16 protein-coding genes and 3 tRNA genes are annotated in these 21,635 nt (G+C 38.1%); 6 read left to right on the top strand and 13 right to left on the bottom strand.

Annotation, left to right across the window (positions count from 1 at the left end; translation table 11 throughout):
- Nucleotides 1-21: 21 nt before the first annotated feature.
- The 12 genes from QM524_RS05515 to QM524_RS05460 all read right to left on the bottom strand — a co-directional run bounded on the left by QM524_RS05515 (nt 22) and on the right by QM524_RS05460 (nt 12,773).
- Nucleotides 22-396, bottom strand: coding sequence for a PH domain-containing protein (locus QM524_RS05515; RefSeq protein ID WP_166550546.1), 375 nt, complete (start codon nt 394-396; stop codon nt 22-24).
- A 177-nt stretch (nt 397-573) separates the two neighbouring features.
- Complete coding sequence (locus QM524_RS05510) at nt 574-1,971, bottom strand: hypothetical protein (RefSeq protein ID WP_283343812.1); 1,398 nt, start codon at nt 1,969-1,971, stop codon at nt 574-576.
- A 9-nt stretch (nt 1,972-1,980) separates the two neighbouring features.
- Nucleotides 1,981-3,069, bottom strand: a complete 1,089-nt coding sequence (locus QM524_RS05505) for a hypothetical protein (protein WP_283343811.1) — start codon at nt 3,067-3,069, stop codon at nt 1,981-1,983.
- Nucleotides 3,070-3,340: 271 nt separating this feature from the next.
- A complete protein-coding gene (gene eat, locus QM524_RS05500; protein ID WP_283343810.1) occupies nt 3,341-4,663 on the bottom strand; it encodes an ethanolamine permease in 1,323 nt (440 codons plus the stop codon).
- A gap of 145 nt (nt 4,664-4,808) precedes the next feature.
- Nucleotides 4,809-5,957, bottom strand: coding sequence for a cysteine desulfurase family protein (locus QM524_RS05495; RefSeq protein WP_095161806.1), 1,149 nt, complete (start codon nt 5,955-5,957; stop codon nt 4,809-4,811).
- Nucleotides 5,958-6,208: 251 nt separating this feature from the next.
- Nucleotides 6,209-7,603: a phosphoglucosamine mutase gene (glmM, locus tag QM524_RS05490; RefSeq protein ID WP_095161808.1), complete on the bottom strand. Its 1,395-nt coding sequence runs from the start codon at nt 7,601-7,603 to the stop codon at nt 6,209-6,211.
- 286 nt (nt 7,604-7,889) lie between these two features.
- Nucleotides 7,890-7,960: transfer RNA gene (locus tag QM524_RS05485), tRNA-Gln, on the bottom strand.
- Between the two features lie 73 nt (nt 7,961-8,033).
- A tRNA-Gln gene (locus tag QM524_RS05480) sits at nt 8,034-8,104 on the bottom strand.
- 71 nt (nt 8,105-8,175) lie between these two features.
- Nucleotides 8,176-8,246: transfer RNA gene (locus QM524_RS05475), tRNA-Gln, on the bottom strand.
- A 161-nt stretch (nt 8,247-8,407) separates the two neighbouring features.
- A complete protein-coding gene (fabD, locus tag QM524_RS05470; protein WP_283343809.1) occupies nt 8,408-9,286 on the bottom strand; it encodes an ACP S-malonyltransferase in 879 nt (292 codons plus the stop codon).
- 215 nt (nt 9,287-9,501) lie between these two features.
- Nucleotides 9,502-9,924, bottom strand: coding sequence for a thiol-disulfide oxidoreductase DCC family protein (locus QM524_RS05465; RefSeq protein ID WP_283343808.1), 423 nt, complete (start codon nt 9,922-9,924; stop codon nt 9,502-9,504).
- Nucleotides 9,925-10,010: 86 nt separating this feature from the next.
- The gene (locus QM524_RS05460; RefSeq protein ID WP_283343807.1) at nt 10,011-12,773 is read right to left on the bottom strand and encodes a T9SS type B sorting domain-containing protein; all 2,763 of its coding nucleotides are present in this window, start codon (nt 12,771-12,773) and stop codon (nt 10,011-10,013) included.
- A 546-nt stretch (nt 12,774-13,319) separates the two neighbouring features.
- Here QM524_RS05460 and QM524_RS05455 point away from each other — a divergent pair.
- From QM524_RS05455 to QM524_RS05430, 6 genes are all read left to right on the top strand, one after another.
- The gene (locus QM524_RS05455) at nt 13,320-13,988 is read left to right on the top strand and encodes a succinate dehydrogenase cytochrome b subunit (RefSeq protein WP_283343806.1); all 669 of its coding nucleotides are present in this window, start codon (nt 13,320-13,322) and stop codon (nt 13,986-13,988) included.
- A 69-nt stretch (nt 13,989-14,057) separates the two neighbouring features.
- Nucleotides 14,058-16,046 carry a fumarate reductase/succinate dehydrogenase flavoprotein subunit gene (locus QM524_RS05450; RefSeq protein ID WP_166579013.1) on the top strand — a complete coding sequence of 663 codons (1,989 nt, stop codon included), beginning with the start codon at nt 14,058-14,060 and terminating at the stop codon, nt 16,044-16,046.
- Nucleotides 16,047-16,130: 84 nt separating this feature from the next.
- The gene (locus QM524_RS05445; protein ID WP_166550536.1) at nt 16,131-16,490 is read left to right on the top strand and encodes a four helix bundle protein; all 360 of its coding nucleotides are present in this window, start codon (nt 16,131-16,133) and stop codon (nt 16,488-16,490) included.
- Nucleotides 16,491-16,549: 59 nt separating this feature from the next.
- Nucleotides 16,550-17,305, top strand: coding sequence for a succinate dehydrogenase/fumarate reductase iron-sulfur subunit (locus QM524_RS05440; protein WP_205749659.1), 756 nt, complete (start codon nt 16,550-16,552; stop codon nt 17,303-17,305).
- Nucleotides 17,306-17,695: 390 nt separating this feature from the next.
- Nucleotides 17,696-19,228: a cryptochrome/photolyase family protein gene (locus QM524_RS05435; protein WP_283343805.1), complete on the top strand. Its 1,533-nt coding sequence runs from the start codon at nt 17,696-17,698 to the stop codon at nt 19,226-19,228.
- 82 nt (nt 19,229-19,310) lie between these two features.
- Nucleotides 19,311-20,057, top strand: a complete 747-nt coding sequence (locus QM524_RS05430) for an ABC transporter ATP-binding protein (RefSeq protein WP_095162019.1) — start codon at nt 19,311-19,313, stop codon at nt 20,055-20,057.
- Between the two features lie 568 nt (nt 20,058-20,625).
- Here QM524_RS05430 and QM524_RS05425 read toward each other — a convergent pair.
- Nucleotides 20,626-21,591, bottom strand: a complete 966-nt coding sequence (locus tag QM524_RS05425; RefSeq protein WP_095161826.1) for an AAA family ATPase — start codon at nt 21,589-21,591, stop codon at nt 20,626-20,628.
- Between the last annotated feature and the right edge of the window lie 44 nt (nt 21,592-21,635).

The following is a 21,635-nucleotide window of genomic DNA, read 5'->3' as shown; positions in this document are numbered from 1 at the left end:
ATCGAAGTATAAAGCTATCTCTTACAAAACATAAGTAGATAAAACCTTATAAACATCGTTGATATTTTCGCCTTTTCTAAATTCTTTAATGAGTGGCGCATCGCTTCCTTTTACCCAAATAATTAGCTCTGCATCCAAATCTAGCAAACCATTACTTCTTTTCGAAAAATGATTAATGCTTTTGTATGGGATAGTATGAAAATCTACTTTCGAACCTGTCAAACCTTGTTTATCTACCAAAATCAACCTTTTGTTGGTAAATACAAACATATCTCGAATCAGTCGAAATGACTTTACAACTTCTTCCCCATGAATCAAAATTGGTGCAAACTCTTCGGCAACTTTATGCGAGGAAACCTCCGAGGCGTTTCCCATCAATGCATCAAATAATCCCATAATTTTCTTAGTTTTTAGAGTGAATAAATATTGAGGCTCTAGGCTTTATGCCGTAGGAATTAGATAAAAATGTATTAATGATTATATTATTTTCACTTACAAAAAAACAATGCTATGATTACCAACAACTTACACCTACAATTCACAATTCATCACTCACAATTCATCATTCACCTCTCACAATTCCTCCGATGAATCAAAATCCTCGGAAATCAATTTACGTAATTGCTGATGTGGACGTAATTGTGGTTTACGACTAAACAATGCCTTTTCTGGTGACGAAGACTTCGCTTTGCTCGCTAGATTCGAGGTAGTGAAATAGCTTTCTCGAACAAATTGCGACAATTCTTCATCATTAATCGCATCGCGCACCATCGAACCTTTGCCAAAACCATCGTTGTATGAAGCAATTCGAGCATCAGTCTCCGATAATCTCATTCCTTCGTAGATTTCTTTAATTTCTTGTAAAAGATTAGCTCTTTCTTTCTCCAATGCTTGAAAATCATCTACGAGTTGTAAATCATTTTCGAGAATATTTTTCTGAATTAAATGCTCCGCCAGCGCTTCATCTTCTGCCTTAATTTGAGGGAGAAGACTATTTCGTTGTTTATTCAGACGCTTAAGTTGTGGGTCGATTTGTAGCCAACGATACCAATAACACTGCAACACAGGAAAAGCGATACCCAAACAAATAGCGCCAGCCAAGGCAAATAATACGCCTGACAAAACAAATGAAGCTAAAGCCCAAGGACTATTCACCAAGTCCTGATTAAGGGCGTCAAAGCTACGCATTTTCGCCTCTATCTGCGCCTGAACCGCAGGCGGTGGTGGGGCAGTTGGATTGAGCGGGTCAAAAACTTGGTTATTAAGATTTTTTATTGCCTTATTAATACCCTCTTTCATTTTGTCGGTTTTGTAAGCTTCGTATCTAAACCATCCCAACACAAAGAGCGTAATCACGGCAAAAACCACCGTTACACCTTTAAACCATGCATAAGTCTTTTTAGCTTTTGCACTTTCCCCATCCGAATATGGCGATTCAATCAAGCGTTCGTAGGCAGGTTTGAGTAAAATAGAAACCATTGCCAAACCAACTGCAAAAGACCAAGCCTCTACCGTATTGTGGATATTAAGCGCATAAGCCACAATTTCGTGAGAGATAATCAAATCGCCAGCGACGAAAGAAACACCCGCGATAAAGTAAATAATACCTGCAAAAAGTGAATATTTATGAACAGCTGTTAGACGGCGCTTTTCGAGTTGGTGCTTTTTTTCATCTATTTCAAAAAGCTCCGACTCTAGGCGTTCTTTGTTTTTACCTGCCAAACCCACTTTCAATACTCTATCCTGAAGCGCATCAAAAGCTGATTTGTAAGCTGACTTTGCATGAGCAATTTTTTCCTCAAGCTTATTTAACTCCTGTTTTTGTTCCTGAAGCTGTTTATCAAGCCATTCAAAATTGACTTGACTAGATAAATATCCTTCATAGTTATTTTTATCTACCGATTCCAATCCACTGGTATAACCATGTTGGAAATCATATTTTTCGGCATGAGATTTATTTTCTTCCATCATTTTTCCCTATTAAAATTCCTCTTCCTCCTCTCCTAACATCGTCTGAATATCTTTCTGAGAGATACGACTTCGATAATTTAAAGCTAAGTGATATTCACTTTCAAAAACCTTAATAAGCATATCTCTATGCGCATTAATACGTGTACGTTCGGCAATATATCGACTCAATTCGGGCAAAATCGATTGTTTCTCGACACGATATTCCTTGATTTCAACTTTATGAAGTTCAATCTCTTTTTCCCATTCAGCTACTTTTTTTACCTTATCTTGTTGTAATTGATTTCGTTTTTGGAAAATGGTTAAATCATCCTTTAATACCGCCAAATTACCTAACAGAAGTTTACCCGAAAACATAAATAAGAAAAAGATAAAAGCAAACAATGCCCAAGCATTCAATGCGGGTTGAGAGGCATAAATTTGAGCAAATACAAAAAATGCAGAAGCCAAAGGCATACCTATTTCCTCAAGGATTTTACGCCAATTACTTTGTTGGGCATCGTCGTGTAAAAATGAGATTCGACCAAACAAATTGAACATCCCTGCCATAAATACGCCCAAAGCAATCAATTTATTTTGTTCAAAGTGTCCACGAAGTGCTTCTTCTATCAAAAAATAATTGCCTACAGCAATTCCAATCGCCAATGAAAGTCCTGTAATGGTTCTAGGTAAATGATGTTGTTCGGTAAATTCTTTTTCTTTGAGAAGCTCTATTTTACGTTCTAATTCTTTTACCAGACCTTCTTTTTCATTGATCCAGTAATTCAATTCTCCGATTTTCTCCTCACGGTGTTCAATCAGCTTTTCGGTATCGGCAGTTTGTTGATGAAAATAACTTCGAATAATAGAAATTTTTTCTTCAGGATTTGAGCCAGAAAGTCCAAAAATCACCCCTTCGTCACGAAGAATATCCTCATTAATCAACCAGTCAGGTTGGTTAATTGATGATACTTTTATTTTTTCTGACGAGGCCACAGGGATTACCTCCACTACAGGAGAAGCTTCAAAAGACTGTACTTCAGCAATTTGCTCACTTTGCTCTACTATCTCCTCTTTATGTTGTTTTACAAAAACATTTTTTATTTTATCAAAAATCGACATACTTCACCCTTTCTATAAAAATCAAAACAATTCGAATATGATAAAAAAAAACCTTTTTACCCAACAAAAAAGGAAGAGCGGAGCGATAAGATGCTCATCTGCGAATAGTTTATTGATAAGAATAAGTATCATATAGCTCCCCACTCATTTAACCCAAAGCCATATTTTCAAACTGTCAAATCCTCAAATCAACCATTCTTCAAATTAAACCTCATTTTCAAATCTTCAAATCACCACATCTTCAAATTAAACCTAATCTTCAAATTGAACATTACCATTTCTTTCTCTTCTTTTGCCAAAGAAAAATAGGAAGTAAGAGCAAAAAGATACCTACAAACAAAAAGGTAATTTCAGGATTGTAGTAAATGATGGCAATCATACATACCACCGAAAGCACCAAAGCTATAATCGGAAACCAAGGATATAAAGGAGCTTTGAAAGGTTTTTCGAGCGCAGGTTCACGCATACGTAATACCAGCAAGCTAACCATACTTACAGCATACATTACCACCGCCCCAAGTCCTGACATGATGATAATCTTGTCGGTAGTTCCTGTAAAAATCGCTAAAAAGCCAATCAAACCGCCAGCGATTAGCGCCCAGTGCGGGGTCTGGTATTTCTTATTGACAGCAGATAAAAATTCAGGCAAATACCCTTCACGAGCAAGCGCATAGATCTGGCGAGAATAGCTAATCGTATTACAGTGAAAAGACGCGATTAGACCAAATAAGCCAAGACTAGCAAAGATTTTGGACAAAGCATTTTTTTCGCCCAAAGCCATTGACAAAGCCTCTGGAATAGGGTGATCGAGACTAATCAACCTACGCCAGTCGCCTACACCAGCACTCAAAATCATCACGCCAAGTGCTAATACAACCAAAGTCACAATACTAGTAATATAGCCAATTGGAATAGTTTTATGTGGATTTTTGACCTCCTCTGCTACCATAGCGACTCCTTCAATTGCCACAAAAAACCATAAGGCAAAGGGAATACCAGCAAATATCCCATCGGCAGTAATATGTTCAGGATTATGGGCAACAAAATTTTCATATTTGAAATAAGGCGTTACCACTGCCATAAACACGACTAATTCTAGCACCGAAAGAATGGTAACAATCAATGAAAACTGAGCAGATTCTTTTATGCCAAACCAGTTGATAGCGATAAAAATGACATACATACCCAATGCCGTTGGCACAACAGGAATAGCAGGGTTTAAGAAATGGGTATAACTGCCTAATGCATAAGCAATGGCAGGAGGTGCCAACAAAAAATCTACCAAGGTGGCATAACCTGCAATAAATCCGCCCCAAGGTCCCATAGCTCGTCGCGCATAGGCGAAGGCTCCGCCTGCATGAGGAATAGAGGTAGTCAACTCGGTATAGGAAAATATAAATGTGATATACATGACGGTCACCAACAATGTTGATACCAAGAAACCTATCGTTCCTGAAGTTTGCCAACCATAATTCCAGCCAAAGTATTCACCCGAAATAACCAATCCAACGGCGATACTCCAAAGTTGAATAGCATTGATTGCTTTTTTAAGTGTAGGTTGCGAGGTTTGACTTGCTGTTGTTTCTTCCATCATGAATAAATTTTATAAAAATACCAAGTTGTTTCAAAAAGGGCATTAAACAAAAATTACAAAAAAAACCCTAGAATTCAAACCTGAACTCTAGGGTTTTACAAAGAATTAATCTTTCAGATGAGAAAAAAGACCTTACTTGGATGAATTATGCTTCTACTTTCAAAATCTGATTTAATTTTTCAATCACATAATCAATTTCTTCAATTGTATTATACTTAGAAAAAGAGAATCTCACTGATGGACGATTTGGATCAGCACCAATACCACCAAGCACATGAGAACCAATATTTGAACCACTCGTGCAAGCACTACCACCAGAGGCAGAAATTTTGTTAATATCCAAATTGAATAAGAACATATCTGCTTCTTCTGAAGGTGGGAAACTTACATTAAGTACAGTGTACAAGCTTTTTTCCAAATTATCAGAATCGCCATTAAATTGAATATCATCAAAAGATGTCTTCAGTTTTTCAATCATATAGGATTTTACTGATTCGATATGCTTGCGGTGAGCATCCATATCGTTATAGGCAATTTCCAAAGCTTTTGCCAAACCAATAATACCATATACATTTTCGGTACCTCCACGCATATTACGCTCTTGCGAACCACCATGAATAAATGGATGAATCTTTTTATCAGCATTAATATAGAGGAAACCAGCTCCTTTGGGTCCATGGAATTTATGGCCTGCCCCAACAATAAAATCGATATTGAGCTTCTGCAAATCATGTTTGTAGTGCCCCATTGTTTGTACTGTATCAGAATGGAAAGTAGCTCCATACTCTTTACACAACTCCCCTACCTTCTCCATATCTAACAAATTACCAATTTCGTTATTGCCATGCATCAACGACACCAAGGTATTAGGATTTGTCTTCAATAACTCCTCAAGGTGATTCAAGTCGATGTGACCTTTTTCATCCACATTGACTAAGCTCAACTTAATTTTACCAATCTTTTGCAAATGCTCCAAGGTATGCAACACGGCATGGTGCTCAAGCGACGACGTTACGGCATGTTTGATACCATACTCTTCAATCGAGCAAGCGATCGCTGTATTATCAGCTTCTGTACCACCAGAAGTAAAGAAAATCTCTGCAGGAGAAGTATTCAAAAGACCAGCAACAGTTTTACGCGCACGTTCAATCGCATTACGTACCTCACGTCCATGTGCATGAATCGATGACGGATTACCGAAGTTTTTTTCCATCATTGGTAACATTGCCTCAATTACTGCTCTGTCGAGCGGTGTGGTAGCGGCATTGTCCAAATAAACACGTTGTTGTATCATATTAATTTGGTTGGGGAAATGTGTGAGTCAAATAAATGACTCTTATAAAAGGGTTGAAAATATTTGTTGATAAATAGGGCTTATTAAAATTTCGGATATTGGATTAGGGTTGTACGAAGAATTTCAAACACTACATAACGCTAAAAACTCTACCATTTCTCTATGCTTACTTGGAAAAGGTATAAATACAAAATGTCAGAAGGGCTACTTCTGACATTTTGTATTTATACCGGTAAAGAACCCCAAAATGACTACATCGTAGCAGCCACTACCTCTTTGATATCGCTGATGAGTTTTTTTGCTAAATTTTCGGCTTTCGTCATAGAATCTGACTCTGAGTAAATACGAATAATTGGTTCTGTATTTGACTTACGCAAATGTACCCATTCTTTATCAAAATCTATTCGAACACCATCAATTGCATTTATAGGATTTTTAGCATATTTCTTTTTCACAGCTTCAAGTACCTCATCAACATTAATATCAGCAGTAAGCTCGATTTTGTTTTTTGAGATATAATACTCTGGATATCCTTTACGCATAACCGAAATCTTTTTGCCAGATTTAGCCAAATGCGTTAAGAATAGCGCAATACCAACCAAAGCATCACGTCCATAGTGTAACTCTGGATAAATAATACCGCCGTTACCTTCGCCACCAATGATAGCCTTCGAAGATTTCATCAACGTTACAACATTAACTTCTCCTACTGCCGAAGCGTAATATTTATTGCCGTGTTTTTCCGTCACATCACGTAAAGCACGAGTTGATGATAAATTGGAAACAGTATTTCCTTTTGTATGCTGGAGAATATAATCAGCCACTGCAACAAGTGTATATTCTTCACCAAAAGGAGAGGCATCTTCACAGAAAAAACACAAACGGTCAACGTCTGGATCTACGACAATACCAAGGTCATATTTCGTTTTTTCGATGGCCTTAGTAATATCAGTTAAGTTTTCTGGAAGTGGCTCAGGGTTGTGAGCAAAATTACCAGTAGGCTCACAATGTAATTTTGTAATTTGGGTTACACCGAGTGCTTCGAGCAACATCGGAACTGCAATACCACCTGTAGAGTTTACTGCATCTACAATTACTTTAAAGTTTCGTTCTTTGATGGCTTCTTTATCCACTAAAGGTAAAGCCAAAATCATGTCGATGTGTTTCTTAATCCAAGTGTCATCTTGAGCATAAGAACCTAATTTTTTCACATCTACAAAATCAAAATCTTCAGCCTCTGCGATAGCTAATAGCGCTTCACCATCAGCTCCTGAAATAAATTCTCCGACTTCATTCAATAGTTTCAAGGCGTTCCATTGAATCGGATTATGACTTGCTGTAAGGATAATACCTCCTGCCGCATTTTCTACGGGCACTGCTACTTCAACTGTCGGAGTAGTAGAAAGACCTAAATCTAGGACATCTAGTCCAAGTCCTTGTAAAGTACCAACCACCAACTTAGATACCATATCGCCAGACAAACGTGCATCACGCCCCAAGACAATTTTTTTATTGCTAGGGTTTTTACGTTTAAGCCAAGTACCATAAGCGGCCGTAAACTTCACTACATCTAAGGGTGTAAGGGCATCCCCTGCCTTTCCTCCGATAGTTCCTCTAATTCCTGATATAGATTTAATTAATGTCACGTTAGCGATGGGAGGTTTAATGGATTATTAAAACACGTCGAGTGTGTTAGAAAATTATTAATTCATGAGCAAATTCTGTGCAAATCTAATATAATTTGAAGAAATTTTGCCTTAATACAACCAAGTTAAAACGGATTCTACAGAAAAGATAGTATTCGGTCGTACTTATTTTGTTGAACAGATTTTATCACAAAACTCGTTCCAAAAACAACAGATTTTACTCAATGAAATGGATAGAAATCCTATAAAATGAAAAAGCCTCTCAAGCGAACTTGAGAGGCTTTTGTTAACCCACTAGGATTCGAACCTAGACTAGCAGAACCAAAATCTGATGTGCTACCCTTACACCATGGGTCAATACACACTTTAAAATTAATAACTGTTAGCTTTTAGCTGAACAAAGAATCACGAATGATTTCCTAATTTAATGTTAACCGACATGGATTCGAACCATGAATGACGGTACCAAAAACCGTAGTGTTACCGTTACACCATCGGTCAATCTAATTCATTGTTGTGCTGACTTGAAAATAAAACCTCTCCAATTAAATGGATTAAAAAGAGAGGTTTTGTTAACCGACATGGATTCGAACCATGAATGACGGTACCAAAAACCGTAGTGTTACCGTTACACCATCGGTCAGTACAACTGAATTGTGGTGCAAAATTAGGGCGTTTTATTTTGTTTGTCAAGTCCTTTTTCAAAAAAAAATAAACAAAATTTATAACACCCACTTTAAGTCACTGACTATTTGAAGCTTACCAGCACAAAAAAAATGATTTTTTTTTGTGCTGGTATCTCTTTTACAACACTACACCACTAGTTTCAGCAGTAGGTGCTATTTTTTTCACTAAGCCTTGTAATACTTTACCTGGGCCACACTCTACAAAACTAGTTGCGCCATCAGCTACCATATTTTGCACAGATTGAGTCCATTTGACAGCACCCGTCAATTGAGCAATCAAGTTCGCTTTGATCGTAGCAACATCCGTTGAAGGCTGTGCATTTACGTTTTGGTAAATTGGACAAACTGGCGCGTTGAAATTGGTAGCTTCGATAGCAGCAGCTAATTCTTCACGAGCAGGTTCCATCAATGGTGAGTGGAATGCTCCACCTACAGGAAGAAGCAATACACGCTTTGCACCTGCTTCTTTTAATTTTTCACCAGCCAAAGCAACGCCTTCGTTGGTTCCCGAAATTACTACTTGCCCTGGGCAGTTATAATTAGCAGCAACTACTACATCGTCAACTGAAGCACAAATATCTTCGATTACATTATCTGCTAAGTTCAAAACAGCTGCCATAGTTGAAGGGTTCGCTTCACATGCTTTTTGCATAGCCAATGCACGCTTTGACACTAAAACTAAGCCATCTTCAAAGCTCAATGCTCCAGCAGCAACCAAAGCTGAAAATTCGCCTAGTGAGTGACCTGCCACCATATCAGGTTGGAAATCCGCTGTTTCTTTGGCTAAAATTACAGAGTGAAGAAAAATAGCAGGTTGCGTTACTTTCGTTTGTTTTAACTCTTCGTCAGTTCCATTGAACATAACATCAGTAATGCTAAAACCTAAAATTTCGTTAGCTTTTTCAAATAATGCCTTTGCTGATTCTGATTTTTCGTAAAGGTCTTTGCCCATACCAATAAATTGAGAACCTTGACCTGGGAAAACGTATGCTTTCATTCTTAGGAATTTTTGTGATATATGATTTAGTACTAGTGGAAACAAGAGACTCTGTTTAATAAATTAAAGCAAGTTTTATGTATCATCTCCACAATTGTCTGAGAAAAAGGGCTTAAGCTAATTCTCAAATAATTGCCTTTGAACCGCTCCTCTTAACGAAGGTGTTTTCAAAGAAGTCCGCAAAAATACTACTTCAAGTTCTACATCTCCCAATTCTAGGCCAAAAACCTTTCACGTAGCTCAGGATTTGGCAAACGACATGCATCTGATTTCCCAAAAATTCGGTATCTATTCTTCGCAACCAAGTCATAAATCATATCTCTAACAACTCGTGGAACCCATCTCAAAAAATACAACGACTTCCAAGCTCCATCCAAATGCCTCGCTATATGAAGTGCAGCATCAGATTTCTCAAATACTCGTCCATTTTTTACTAACAAAACAGAATCAAAATCTTTTTTATTTCGAGAAAACTGAGCCAAATATTGTTGTCCCACCTCTGATTGCAAGGATGCAAATTTGAATCGTTTTTGTGAATCGTGATCAATGACAAAATTGATTGAGGAATTACAAAAATTACACACCCCATCAAACAAGATAAGGTCATAAGAATATTGTTTTAGGGCTTCTTCTTTCATTAGTTTAAAACCGTTATATAATCATAACAAAAAAGACGAGCCTATATATTCCATAAGCTCGCCTTTTATTGGTATTTATTTGATTATTATTTTATTAGCTCGATATAGCCTTTTAATGTTAAACTATTCTTAGCTGTATCTAATGTCAAGAATTTTACTGAGCAATTATAGAAATAGGTTCCCGAAGGAGACTCATTACCAGAATTATCTCGACCATCCCACTCTAGTTTTGGACCTGTGTAATCATACACTTTTTGTCCGTTTCTATTATAAATAGAAATAGTCACTTCCTGCACAAAACGTGGACATTTTAAAGCTTGGAAAATATCATTTTTACCATCTCCATTTGGCGTAAAGACATTTGGCAATGAGAAACTAGGACAATTATCTTTACAAACGACATTACTACGTGCACTTTCGGTACCATACTTATTTGTGGCGGTTACATAATAACATCCCATATACGAATCTGTTTTGGTATGTGTATAGTTGTGTGCAGGAGGATTTGGCGTAGTAATATCTGCAATTTTTGTAAATGCCCCATCAGGTCCAGAAGCGTAATACAAAGTATATTTTACAATATCCTTATCACAATTAGCTCCTGTTGCGTCTGTCCATGTAAGCTTATTCTCAAAAGTTGTTTGATTACAGTTACTATTGTCTTTTGTATAAGCATCACAATCCAAAAGATCAATATTGAGTACTGGTGGACAAGGAATCAAATCACTTTTTGGCGTTGCGCAACTAATCTGAGAGAAGTTATTCAACAAACTAGGTTTGATTCTAGCAGAATTATATGAACCTACAGTTTCTACCTTGTAGCAATACGATGAATCTGGTGACATTTTCACTGGGAAACTGCCATCTGAGGCAATCTTGTCTTGTCCATCATCTGTAAAGGTATAAGTAGATGCGCCTTGTACCGTTACATCGGCAATACGTGTAAATACTCCGGAACCTGGACGAGTTTCACGATACACACGATGCGTTTGATTATCGTTAGACCAAGGAGTATTTGCTTGCCAAGTTAGTACTACTTTTCGAACATCAGCAGTTGTGGTCAAACGCACACTCGAAGCAGCTTCTGTACTATCCAATAATGTAAGTCCTGTAGCACTTGTGTAATAGAACAGCAAGCGATAACGATACGCATTATCTTGTGTGTTGAGATTTTTATCAACAAATACCGTATCGGCTACTGTTCCAGATAAATCTGTATTGATATTCGCCCCTACTTGTGCAAAAGACGTACCCGTCAGGCCAGTAGCACGGAACAAACGATATTGATACGGTCCTTTGAATTGAGCTGGTTTGAAATCAATTGGACGAGTCCATTTTACTGTGATTTCTCCTTGAGTTGCAGATGTTCTATCCACTGTCACATTGGTAATTACAGGTACTTGTGCTTCTAGTTTTAGACAGATTTGATCTGACGATACACTTTTACCTCCCGAAGGCGCTGCAAAAGATGCTACTACTCGGTAGCTATAATCAGTATCGCGTTTCAATCCGTTGTTATCCACATAAGTAGTAGCATTGACAGGAACTCTACCTATTTCGACATAGCCCAATCCCGCAGGAATACCCGTTTGGCATACATCTGGCACAAAATTATCACAACCTTGTTTACGATAAATGATTAACTCTGCTCCTGCATTTTGGCAAGAATACGCATCCCAAGTCAAAGTGATAGCCTTGTTGCCTGCATCGCCAGTAGCTTTTAGGTTTTTAACTCTTGGTGCAACAATTTTTACCTTCCAAATTTTACTATCTACCAATTTAGGGATAGTACTTCCTACCCTCGATGGCGGAACGTCCTCTACCTTGAAGAGAATATCATAGGTTTGCTCCCGTATATGTGCACAACTTGTTTGCCACCTAAATACACCTGTAGCAATAGGATTTGAAGGATTGGTAGCCGTAAATGTCGCATATGGTTGAGCAAAATAAGCCGTTCCGTCGGTAGGTCTATAGACAGAGCCAGTTGAAAATAAATTCAGTTGATCTTTACGTCCTGTACTAGAAGGAGTATCATCAGCAGTAACATTTTGTTGAATAAAGGTTCCAGCTTCCACACAGATATCGTCTGGTACTTTGATAATAGGAGCTTTGTTATCGGCATCCTTTACCTCAATTTGCATATCACGAACCGTCTCGGATATTTTCACCCCATTTCGCCATTCTTCAATAATAAAAGCACAGTTATAAAGACCCGTTTCTTGCGGTACATTCCAGATCAAATCACCCGTACGACTATTGATGGTAAAACTAGAAGCCGTTGCCGCTACTAAGTTAGGTTGACGAAAACCAGCTATAGCATTACCACGTCCAGTACAGGTAGTTTGTAAGCCCGTACGACAGTCGATAAGGCGATAAGCCAAGCTATCACCTTCAATATCTACTGCGTTGGGGTTGTGAATAAACCTTTGTCCAACCACGGCAGTAAGGTCTACCGCAGGGTTCATGAGCAGAGGCGTTGAGTTAAGCCCTAGCCCTGGGTCTATTTTAAATACGGTCTCGACATAAAAGCCCACCATATCCGAATTAGGGATATTTCGAACGTTGGCATTACGGTTTTCGATACCTACGTTTACCTTGTAGATACTTGGCGCTGCGTAGGTGTAAGTGACTTTATAAATACCCTTCATTGTCCCATTACCAATGTCTTCGCCCAAGCCATTGCCATTAGAACGAGGAGCCCACTGAGAGCCCAATCCATCTCCAAAGCAAAAAAGGACTTCGCGTTGTTGCTGCCAAGCCACGTTATTTTCACAATATATCGTGAGGGTAAATTCGTAAGTAAGAGCCGTACTCGATACTCGACGCACGGTAATTTCGCCCCCTTTCATGTGGGTTGCCCTTGCGGAATGAAATGAAAAAAGGCCTACAAAAAAGGTAAAAATGAGAATGTAGATAAAGTTTGGTCTCATACGTTAGTGAATAAAAAGTTTTGAGGACAGCCTCTTCAAAAAGCCTTGGTATAAGGTAATGATAACTGACCTACACACTTTACTGGCACAATTTAGAGAATAATTTTTTTTACAACTAACAAAACAAAAAAATCAAACACAAAGTTGGAAAAGTGAATCAAAAACACAAATCCTATGAAAGACCCTCCAAAGTATCGTTAATTATAGCAAAACCGATTGGTTGGTATAATTCCTAAATCGTTGGCTAAATCCAATAATACAGTACAAAAACGTAGAAAGATTATAAATAATTGCTAAAATCTTATAGATTATTTGATTGACAGGTGATTCAATTGTAGTTTTGGGTTCAATTTTTCAACTAATTAATAGTTAATAGCAATTAATCCATACAGGCTTTTCTTTGTATAGATTAAGAACCAGCCCTATTAATTGTTAACTAATTAACAACCAATAACTTATAAAAAAATGTCTTGGGTAACAAAAACATTATCAAGTTCGTTGGGCCGAAAGCTCATCATGGCGGTAACAGGCTTATCGTTGGTAGCCTTCCTTCTCGTCCATTGTGGTATCAATGCGTGCATTTTTTTGAATGACGGAGGTGAAACCTTCAATGAGGCCGCAGAATTTATGGCTAAAAACTTTTTCATCCGTGCTGCTGAAATCGGACTATTTGCGGGTTTAATCCTTCACATTGTAGACGGTTTAATGTTGTGGTCGGCTAATAAGAAAAAACGCCCAGTACAATATGCTGTTGTATCAAAAGAGAATAGCACATGGTACTCTCGCTCAATGGGTTTATTGGGTACATTATTATTACTTTTCTTAGTGATGCACTTAAAGCATTTTTGGGTAGTAAGCCGTTTTACAGATGTGATTACTGGCGGTCAAAAAACACTTTTCCAAGAAATGCAGGAAGTTTTTGCTAGTCCAATACCTGTAATTGTGTATGTAGTTGGTTGTATTTCTTTGGCATACCACTTATTACATGGTGTTCAAAGTGCATTCCAATCACTTGGATGGAACCACCCTAAGTACACTCCGTTTGTAAAGGCTTTCGGAAGTTGGTTTGCTATTATCATTCCAGTTGTGTTTGCAGCAATGCCAATCGCAATGCATTTAGGACTTATTAAATAGTTCATAGCTGTTTGTTATTTTTTGACAACACTATATCTAAAATTTTTATCATTACATAATTCTTAAGTTATGGCAACTTCACCAAGATTAGATGCTAAAATCCCTGATGGTCAGCTGTCTGAAAAATGGACAAAATTCCGTTCGACAGTACCATTAGTAAACCCCGCAAACAAGCGGAATATCGAAATCATCGTAGTAGGTACAGGTTTGGCGGGTGCTTCGGCAGCGGCTTCTTTGGCCGAAATGGGATATAAAGTAAAAGCTTTCTGTTTCCAAGATTCTCCTCGCCGTGCTCACTCAATTGCAGCACAGGGTGGTGTCAACGCTGCTAAAAACTATCAGAACGACGGTGACTCTGTATATCGTCTTTTCTACGATACGATCAAAGGTGGTGACTACCGTGCAAGAGAGGCTAACGTTCACCGTTTGTCAGAGGTATCTGGTAATATTATTGACCAATGTGTGGCTCAAGGTGTACCATTTGCCCGTGAATACGGTGGTTTGTTATCAAACCGTTCGTTTGGTGGTACTCAAGTACAACGTACGTTCTACGCAGCAGGTCAAACTGGTCAACAATTGTTGTTAGGTGCTTATTCTGCACTACAACGTCAAGTTGGTTTGGGCAACGTAACCATGTATACTCGCCACGAAATGATGGACGTAGTAATGGTAGACGGTAAAGCTCGTGGTATCATTGCTCGTGATTTGATCTCTGGTAAATTAGAGCGTCACTTCGGTCACGCAGTATTGTTGTGTACAGGTGGTTACGGAAACGTATTCTACTTGTCAACCAACGCAATGGGATCGAATGTAACAGCTGCTTGGAAGGCTCACAAAAAAGGTGCTTTCTTTGGCAACCCATGTTACACGCAAATTCACCCGACATGTATCCCAGTGTCTGGCGACCACCAATCTAAATTGACTTTGATGTCAGAGTCTTTACGTAACGATGGTCGTATTTGGGTTCCTAAAAAACCAAACGATACACGTCCAGCTAACCAAATTCCAGAAGATGAACGCGACTATTACTTAGAGCGTCGTTACCCTGCGTTTGGTAACTTGGTACCTCGTGATATTGCTTCACGTGCTGCTAAGGAGCGTTGCGATGCAGGTTATGGTGTAGGTGCTTCTAAAAAAGCGGTTTACCTTGACTATGCTGCAGCTATCTTACGTTATGGTCGTGTTGAAGCTACGAAAAGAGGTATGCACAATGCATCTAACGAAGAGCTACAAGTAATGGGTAAAGAGGTAGTGAAAGAGAAATACGGTAACTTGTTTGACATGTACAAACAAATTACTGGAGAAGACCCTTATGAAGTTCCAATGCGTATTTATCCAGCGGTTCACTATACAATGGGTGGCCTTTGGGTAGACTACAACTTGATGACTACAGTACCAGGGCTTTATGCATTAGGTGAAGCAAACTTCTCAGATCACGGTGCAAACCGTCTGGGTGCTTCTGCTTTGATGCAAGGTTTGGCTGATGGTTATTTCGTAATTCCATACACAATTGGTGCTTATTTGTCTGGAGATATTCGTACAAAAGCGATCCCAACAGATGCTCCTGAGTTTGTGGCTGCAGAGAAAGCTGTTCAAGATACCATCGACCAATTGATGTCTATTCAAGGAACAAAATCGGTTGACTATTACCACAAAAAATTAGGTTTAATCATGTGGGATAAGTGCGGTATGGCTCGTAACGAGGTTGGTTTGAAAGAAGCTATCGAAGAAATCAAAGCACTTCGTAAAGAGTTCTGGTCAAACGTTCGTATTCCTGGTGATGCAAACGAATTCAACCCTGAATTAGAGAAAGCTGGTCGCGTGGCTGACTTCCTTGAACTAGGTGAATTGATGTGTATCGATGCCTTGAACCGTAACGAATCTTGTGGTGGTCACTTCCGTGAAGAATATCAAACTGAAGAAGGCGAAGCAAAACGTGATGACGAAAACTACGCTTACGTAGCTGCATGGGAGTACAAAGGCGATTCTGACTACGAATTACACAAAGAAGAGCTAGTGTACGAAAACATCAAAATTGCACAACGTAGCTATAAATAATTTGAAAATTTGATGATTTGAAAATTTGAAAATGAAAAAGATTACTTGTAGGTTTGAAACTATTAATTCTCACCTACAAGTAATATGCAGAATCAAAAAGCGAATCTCATCGTTGAAAAAACGCTTTCATTTTCAATTGAAATCATCAAATTCAGTGAGCAATTAGAACTCCAAAAAAAATATGTCATAGCCAAACAATTGTTGAGGTCAGGCACATCTATTGGAGCTAATGTTTGGGAAGCTCAAAATGCAGAAAGTAAGGTAGATTTCATTCATAAAATGAAAATTGCAGCCAAAGAAGCTGATGAAACTAGCTATTGGTTAAAACTTTGTGAACTATCCGAGACTTACCCACAACCCCAAAAAGTTATCATTGAAGAATTAACTCAAATAATCCGAATTATTTCGAAGATTATTAGTAGTTCCAAAGTAGATTCTAAGTGAGTCTATTTTCAAATCTTCAAATTTTCAAATCTTCAAATTGTATCAAAATGGAAGGAAATATGAACTTGACGTTGAAGGTATGGCGTCAAAAAAATACCAATACAGAAGGAAACTTCGAAAATTATGACGTTCAAGGAATTTCAGAGGATATGTCTTTCCTCGAAATGTTTGACGTTCTTAACGAAAGATTAATCAACGATGGTAAAGAACCTATCGCTTTTGATCACGACTGTCGTGAAGGTATCTGCGGTATGTGTTCTATGTACATTAATGGTAGCCCGCACGGTCCAAACCGTGGTGTAACTACTTGTCAATTACACATGCGTTCGTTTAAGTCTGGTGATACTATCACTGTTGAGCCTTGGAGAGCAGCAGCATTCCCAGTAATCAAAGACTTAACTGTAAACCGTTCGTCTTTCGACCGTATTATCTCTGCGGGTGGGTTCGTTTCAGTAAACACTGGTAACGCTCAAGATGCTAACGCATTGCCAATCGCGAAAGAAAAGGCTGACGAAGCATTTGCAGCAGCAGCTTGTATTGGTTGTGGTGCTTGTGTAGCAGCTTGTAAAAATGCCTCAGCTATGTTGTTTACTTCAGCAAAAATTTCTCAATTGGCGTTGTTACCACAAGGTCAAGCTGAACGTGAAATGCGTGCTGAGAAAATGGTTGCTCAGATGGATATCGAAGGTTTCGGTGCTTGTACAAACACAGGTGCTTGTGAAGCAGAATGTCCAAAAGGTATTTCATTAGAAAACATTGCTCGTATGAACCGTGAATACTTTGGTGCTGTATTATCATCAAAAGAACACGAATAGTTTGGGGGCAAAATTGAGTGAATTGAGATTGAGTGACTGAGTGATTGTTCCTTAAATCTCCTTTTACAGATAAAGCCACAAGACTTCATACTTAAAATATGTCATTGAGGATTTTAACTTCTAGGTTATTTTCAAGGTGCTTATCGAAAAGGCGGTCGAAATTAGTTTTTCGACCGCCTTTTTTGATACTATATTTCAAAATGACACTTTTTCAAACGTAAAGCATAACGTTTCTACTAGGAAATTTTCTCTGTTAAATAATCACTCGTTCGCTCAATCACTCCATCGCTAAGTTTGGGATGACTCATAATTATACTGATAATAAATATAAGTCAACAAATTACATCACATCAGCACAAACAATACATCCTATTAGGCGGTTTTGTTTACATGAAAACACTTCGACTTTTTCTTGGAGATCAACTCAATAGCCAGCATTCATGGTTTGACACGGTCAATCAAGATATCACTTACGTAATGATGGAAATGCGTCAGGAAACTGACTATGTTACGCACCATATCCAGAAAATTGTAGGCTTTTTTATGGCTATGCGCCAGTTTGCAGAAGAACTAAAACAGAAGGGGCATCAGGTAGCGTATATCACCCTAGACGACGAGATAAATACCCAATCGCTTCCTCAAAATCTTCTTTGGCTTATTCAAGAATTAGATATTGAACAATTTGAATACCTACTACCCGACGAATATCGCCTTGATTTACAACTTAAAAACTTTTGCCAGAATCTTGCAATACCCTCAAAGGCATTTGATTCTGAACACTTTTTGAGTCAGCGAGATGAGCTAGCTACTTTTTTCAAAGGAAAGAAAACCTTTCTCATGGAAAACTTTTATCGCATGATGCGGAAAAAGTATAATGTATTGATGGATGGCAATGAACCTACTTCTGGACAATGGAATTTTGATGCTGACAATCGCAAAAAACTACCTAAAGATCATCGTCCAGTAGAACCTTTAGTTTTTTCAAAAAATGTAGATGATATCGTTAAACTGCTTTCTCAATCTGGCGTATCATTCATTGGAAACATCGATGCTAAAAATTTCTTGTGGCCTACCACTCGACAAGAGAGTTTGGCTTTATTAGCGTTTTTCTTAGAAAATTGTCTGCCACAATTTGGCACCTATGAAGATGCCATGCATTCCTCCTATTGGTCGATTTATCATTCTCGACTATCCTTTTCGCTCAATCTGAAATTACTACATCCATTAGAAGTCATTCAGAAAAGTGTAGAATATTGGGAACAACATCAAGATACAATTACGATTGCTCAGATTGAGGGGTTTGTCAGACAAATTCTTGGCTGGCGAGAATACATGCGAGGAATTTACTGGGCAAAAATGCCTGAATTTGCCCAAATGAATTTCTTCGGACATGACAGAAAACTTCCCTCATGGTTCTGGAATGGTCAAACAAAAATGGCTTGTTTACGTCATGCTATAACTCAAAGTTTGGATTATGCCTACGCCCACCATATCCAAAGATTGATGTTGACAGGAAATTTTATGCTATTGGCAGGTATTCATCCTGATGAAGCCGACGCATGGTATCTGGGGATTTATATTGATGCCATTGAGTGGGTCGAGATTACCAATACACGAGGAATGAGCCAGTACGCCGACGGTGGAATCATTGGCTCAAAACCTTATGTGGGGTCTGCCAATTATATCGACAAAATGAGCCATTATTGTGGCAACTGTTTTTATGACAGAAACAAAAAAACTGGTGACAAAGCATGTCCTTTTAACAGTCTCTATTGGCATTTTTTTGAAAGAAATCGTAACCTTTTAGAAAAGAATCCAAGAATAGGAATGTCTTACGTAACGCTCAACAAGATGGCCCAAAATCAAAGACAAGAGCTACTAAAACAAGCAGATTTTTATTTAGAGCATATTGAAAAATTGTAAACCGACTATCAAGGTTTATCACTATTCCAAAAAAAACTTAAAAACTATATTGCCGAGTTCTGAATGCCTACTAAATTTGGGTATGATAGAGATAAAAGACGTTTGTAAAGCCTTCAATGGCCGAGATATATTGCTAGGAATCAGTGGACAATTCAAGCCAGGTGATACCTCCTTGATTATTGGCGGTAGTGGTACAGGAAAAAGTGTACTACTCAAATGTATGATTGGGATTATCAAACCCGAGTCGGGACATATTTTGTATGATGGTCGTGATTTCCATAATTCTTCAGAAGAAATACAGAAGGATATCCGTCGTGAAATGGGTGTACTATTTCAAGGTGGAGCACTTTTTGACTCTAAAACTGTTTTAGAAAATGTCAAGTTTCCATTGGATATGTTGACAAATATGTCGGAAAAGGAAAAAATCGATCGTGCAGAATTCTGTCTTCAAAGGGTAGGTTTGGAAAATGCGGGACAACGTACTCCTTCTGAAATTTCGGGTGGTATGAAAAAGCGCGTGGGTATTGCTCGCGCTATCGTAATGAATCCTAAATATCTATTTTGTGATGAGCCTAACTCTGGTCTCGATCCTTTAACCTCAGTCAGGATTGATGAGCTGATCAAAGAAATTACCGATGAGTTTGGAATCACCACCGTAGTTATTACCCATGATATGAGTTCGGTAATGGGAATTGGGGAAAGTATTATGTTTTTGTATAAAGGCAAAAAATTGTGGGAAGGCGACAACTCTAATATTCTTCAAAATACTGTTCCAGAATTAAACGAATTCTTATTCTCAAGTAAACTTTTACAGGATTTGAGAAAATAGTGTTAATGATTTGAAAATTTAGAGTATATTTAAAAATTTTATTTGGTATTTGTTGAAGAAACAAAATTTCCTTTCGCCACACCTTACTTTTCTTGTCTTGACACAAGAAAAGTAACAAAAGAAAGTCAAGAAATCCTAATCGGAGTGGCGACCCACCTCGCCTGCGGCTCAAACAATAGGATTTCAGAAAAACAAATACATACTTTTTCATTTTCAATGACTTATGCAATTTAAACATACTCTTGTTTCAAATAAACAGAATCATTCTAAATTTAGTGAATTGAGATTGAGTGATATTCTAGCTGTAGAGACGCAATGCTTTGCGTCTTAAGCCGAATCAGACATAACATAGTAGTATCAAAAAAGCGGTTGGAAATTGTTTTCCAACCGCTTTTTTGATGAAAATTTAGAGAATAATCCCAATTCTAAAATTCGGAATGATTTGATATTACTACAATGCTCAATGACACATCTTTCGAAGCAAAGCATTGAGTCTCTACTACTGAAATGGATGTTGAGAACAATCACTCATTCACTCCATCAAAAATTCACTCAATAAATGCTAAGACTACACTAATTTCTTGATAATATCTTCTACAGAAACGCCTTCAGCCTCAGCCTTGAAATTACGTACGATACGATGGCGTAAAATCGGTAATGCTACTGCTTGTACATCTTCGATGTCTGGTGAATATTTTCCATTAATTAACGCATTGCATTTTGCGGCCAAAATTAAGTTTTGAGAAGCACGCGGACCAGCACCCCACTCCAAATATTGGTTAGTCACAGCATCGCTCAATTCTGATTTAGGACGCGTTTTGTGAACCAATTTTACGGCGTATTCTACTACATTATCAGCCACAGGAACTTTACGAACTAGCTCTTGAAAAGCTAGGATTTCTTCTCCTGAAACCTGTTTTTGTACTTTGTATTTGGTGGAAGTAGTTGTATTCTTTACAATTTCGACCTCAGCACGATATGATGGATAATCCAAATTAACCATAAACATAAAACGGTCAAGCTGTGCCTCTGGCAACGGATAAGTACCTTCTTGTTCGATAGGGTTTTGAGTAGCCAATACAAAAAATGGACGACTCAAAGGATATTTTTTACCAGATACCGTCACTGCATATTCTTGCATCGCTTCCAAAAGTGCTGATTGGGTTTTGGGAGGAGTACGGTTGATTTCATCCGCCAAAATGATGTTTGCAAAAATTGGACCTTTTACAAACTTAAAATTACGTTCGTTATCGAGGGTTTCAGAACCTACAATATCTGACGGCATCAAGTCTGGGGTAAACTGGATACGATTAAAATCGAGGTCTAGAGCTTCAGCAATTGTTTGAATCAGCAACGTTTTTGCCAATCCCGGAACTCCAACTAATAAACAGTGTCCTTGACAAAAAATAGCTGTAAGTAAGAGTCTAACAGTGTCTTCCTGACCAATAATAACTTTACCGATTTCTGAAGTAAGTTTTTGATAAGATTCTTTCAAAGCGTTTACCGCTTCCACATCCGACTTGTATTGCGCCATGCTTGTGATATTAACTATGTTTAGATTTTTGAACTCTTTTACTC

The organism is Flectobacillus roseus (assembly GCF_030056595.1).
Classification (GTDB): domain Bacteria; phylum Bacteroidota; class Bacteroidia; order Cytophagales; family Spirosomataceae; genus Flectobacillus; species Flectobacillus roseus.
This window is presented reverse-complemented; position numbering and strand designations above follow the sequence as displayed.

Bases quoted from the DNA above. Each gene is read 5' to 3' on its own strand.
- QM524_RS05515 (WP_166550546.1), bottom strand. From the start codon at position 396: ATGGGATTATTTGATGCATTGATGGGAAACGCCTCGGAGGTTTCCTCG.
- QM524_RS05510 (WP_283343812.1), bottom strand. From the start codon at position 1,971: ATGATGGAAGAAAATAAATCTCATGCCGAAAAATATGATTTCCAACAT.
- QM524_RS05505 (WP_283343811.1), bottom strand. From the start codon at position 3,069: ATGTCGATTTTTGATAAAATAAAAAATGTTTTTGTAAAACAACATAAA.
- eat (WP_283343810.1), bottom strand. From the start codon at position 4,663: ATGATGGAAGAAACAACAGCAAGTCAAACCTCGCAACCTACACTTAAA.
- QM524_RS05495 (WP_095161806.1), bottom strand. From the start codon at position 5,957: ATGATACAACAACGTGTTTATTTGGACAATGCCGCTACCACACCGCTC.
- fabD (WP_283343809.1), bottom strand. From the start codon at position 9,286: ATGAAAGCATACGTTTTCCCAGGTCAAGGTTCTCAATTTATTGGTATG.
- QM524_RS05465 (WP_283343808.1), bottom strand. From the start codon at position 9,924: ATGAAAGAAGAAGCCCTAAAACAATATTCTTATGACCTTATCTTGTTT.
- QM524_RS05460 (WP_283343807.1), bottom strand. From the start codon at position 12,773: ATGAAAGGGGGCGAAATTACCGTGCGTCGAGTATCGAGTACGGCTCTT.
- QM524_RS05455 (WP_283343806.1), top strand. From the start codon at position 13,320: ATGTCTTGGGTAACAAAAACATTATCAAGTTCGTTGGGCCGAAAGCTC.
- QM524_RS05450 (WP_166579013.1), top strand. From the start codon at position 14,058: ATGGCAACTTCACCAAGATTAGATGCTAAAATCCCTGATGGTCAGCTG.
- QM524_RS05445 (WP_166550536.1), top strand. From the start codon at position 16,131: ATGCAGAATCAAAAAGCGAATCTCATCGTTGAAAAAACGCTTTCATTT.
- QM524_RS05440 (WP_205749659.1), top strand. From the start codon at position 16,550: ATGAACTTGACGTTGAAGGTATGGCGTCAAAAAAATACCAATACAGAA.
- QM524_RS05435 (WP_283343805.1), top strand. From the start codon at position 17,696: ATGAAAACACTTCGACTTTTTCTTGGAGATCAACTCAATAGCCAGCAT.
- QM524_RS05430 (WP_095162019.1), top strand. From the start codon at position 19,311: ATGATAGAGATAAAAGACGTTTGTAAAGCCTTCAATGGCCGAGATATA.
- QM524_RS05425 (WP_095161826.1), bottom strand. From the start codon at position 21,591: ATGGCGCAATACAAGTCGGATGTGGAAGCGGTAAACGCTTTGAAAGAA.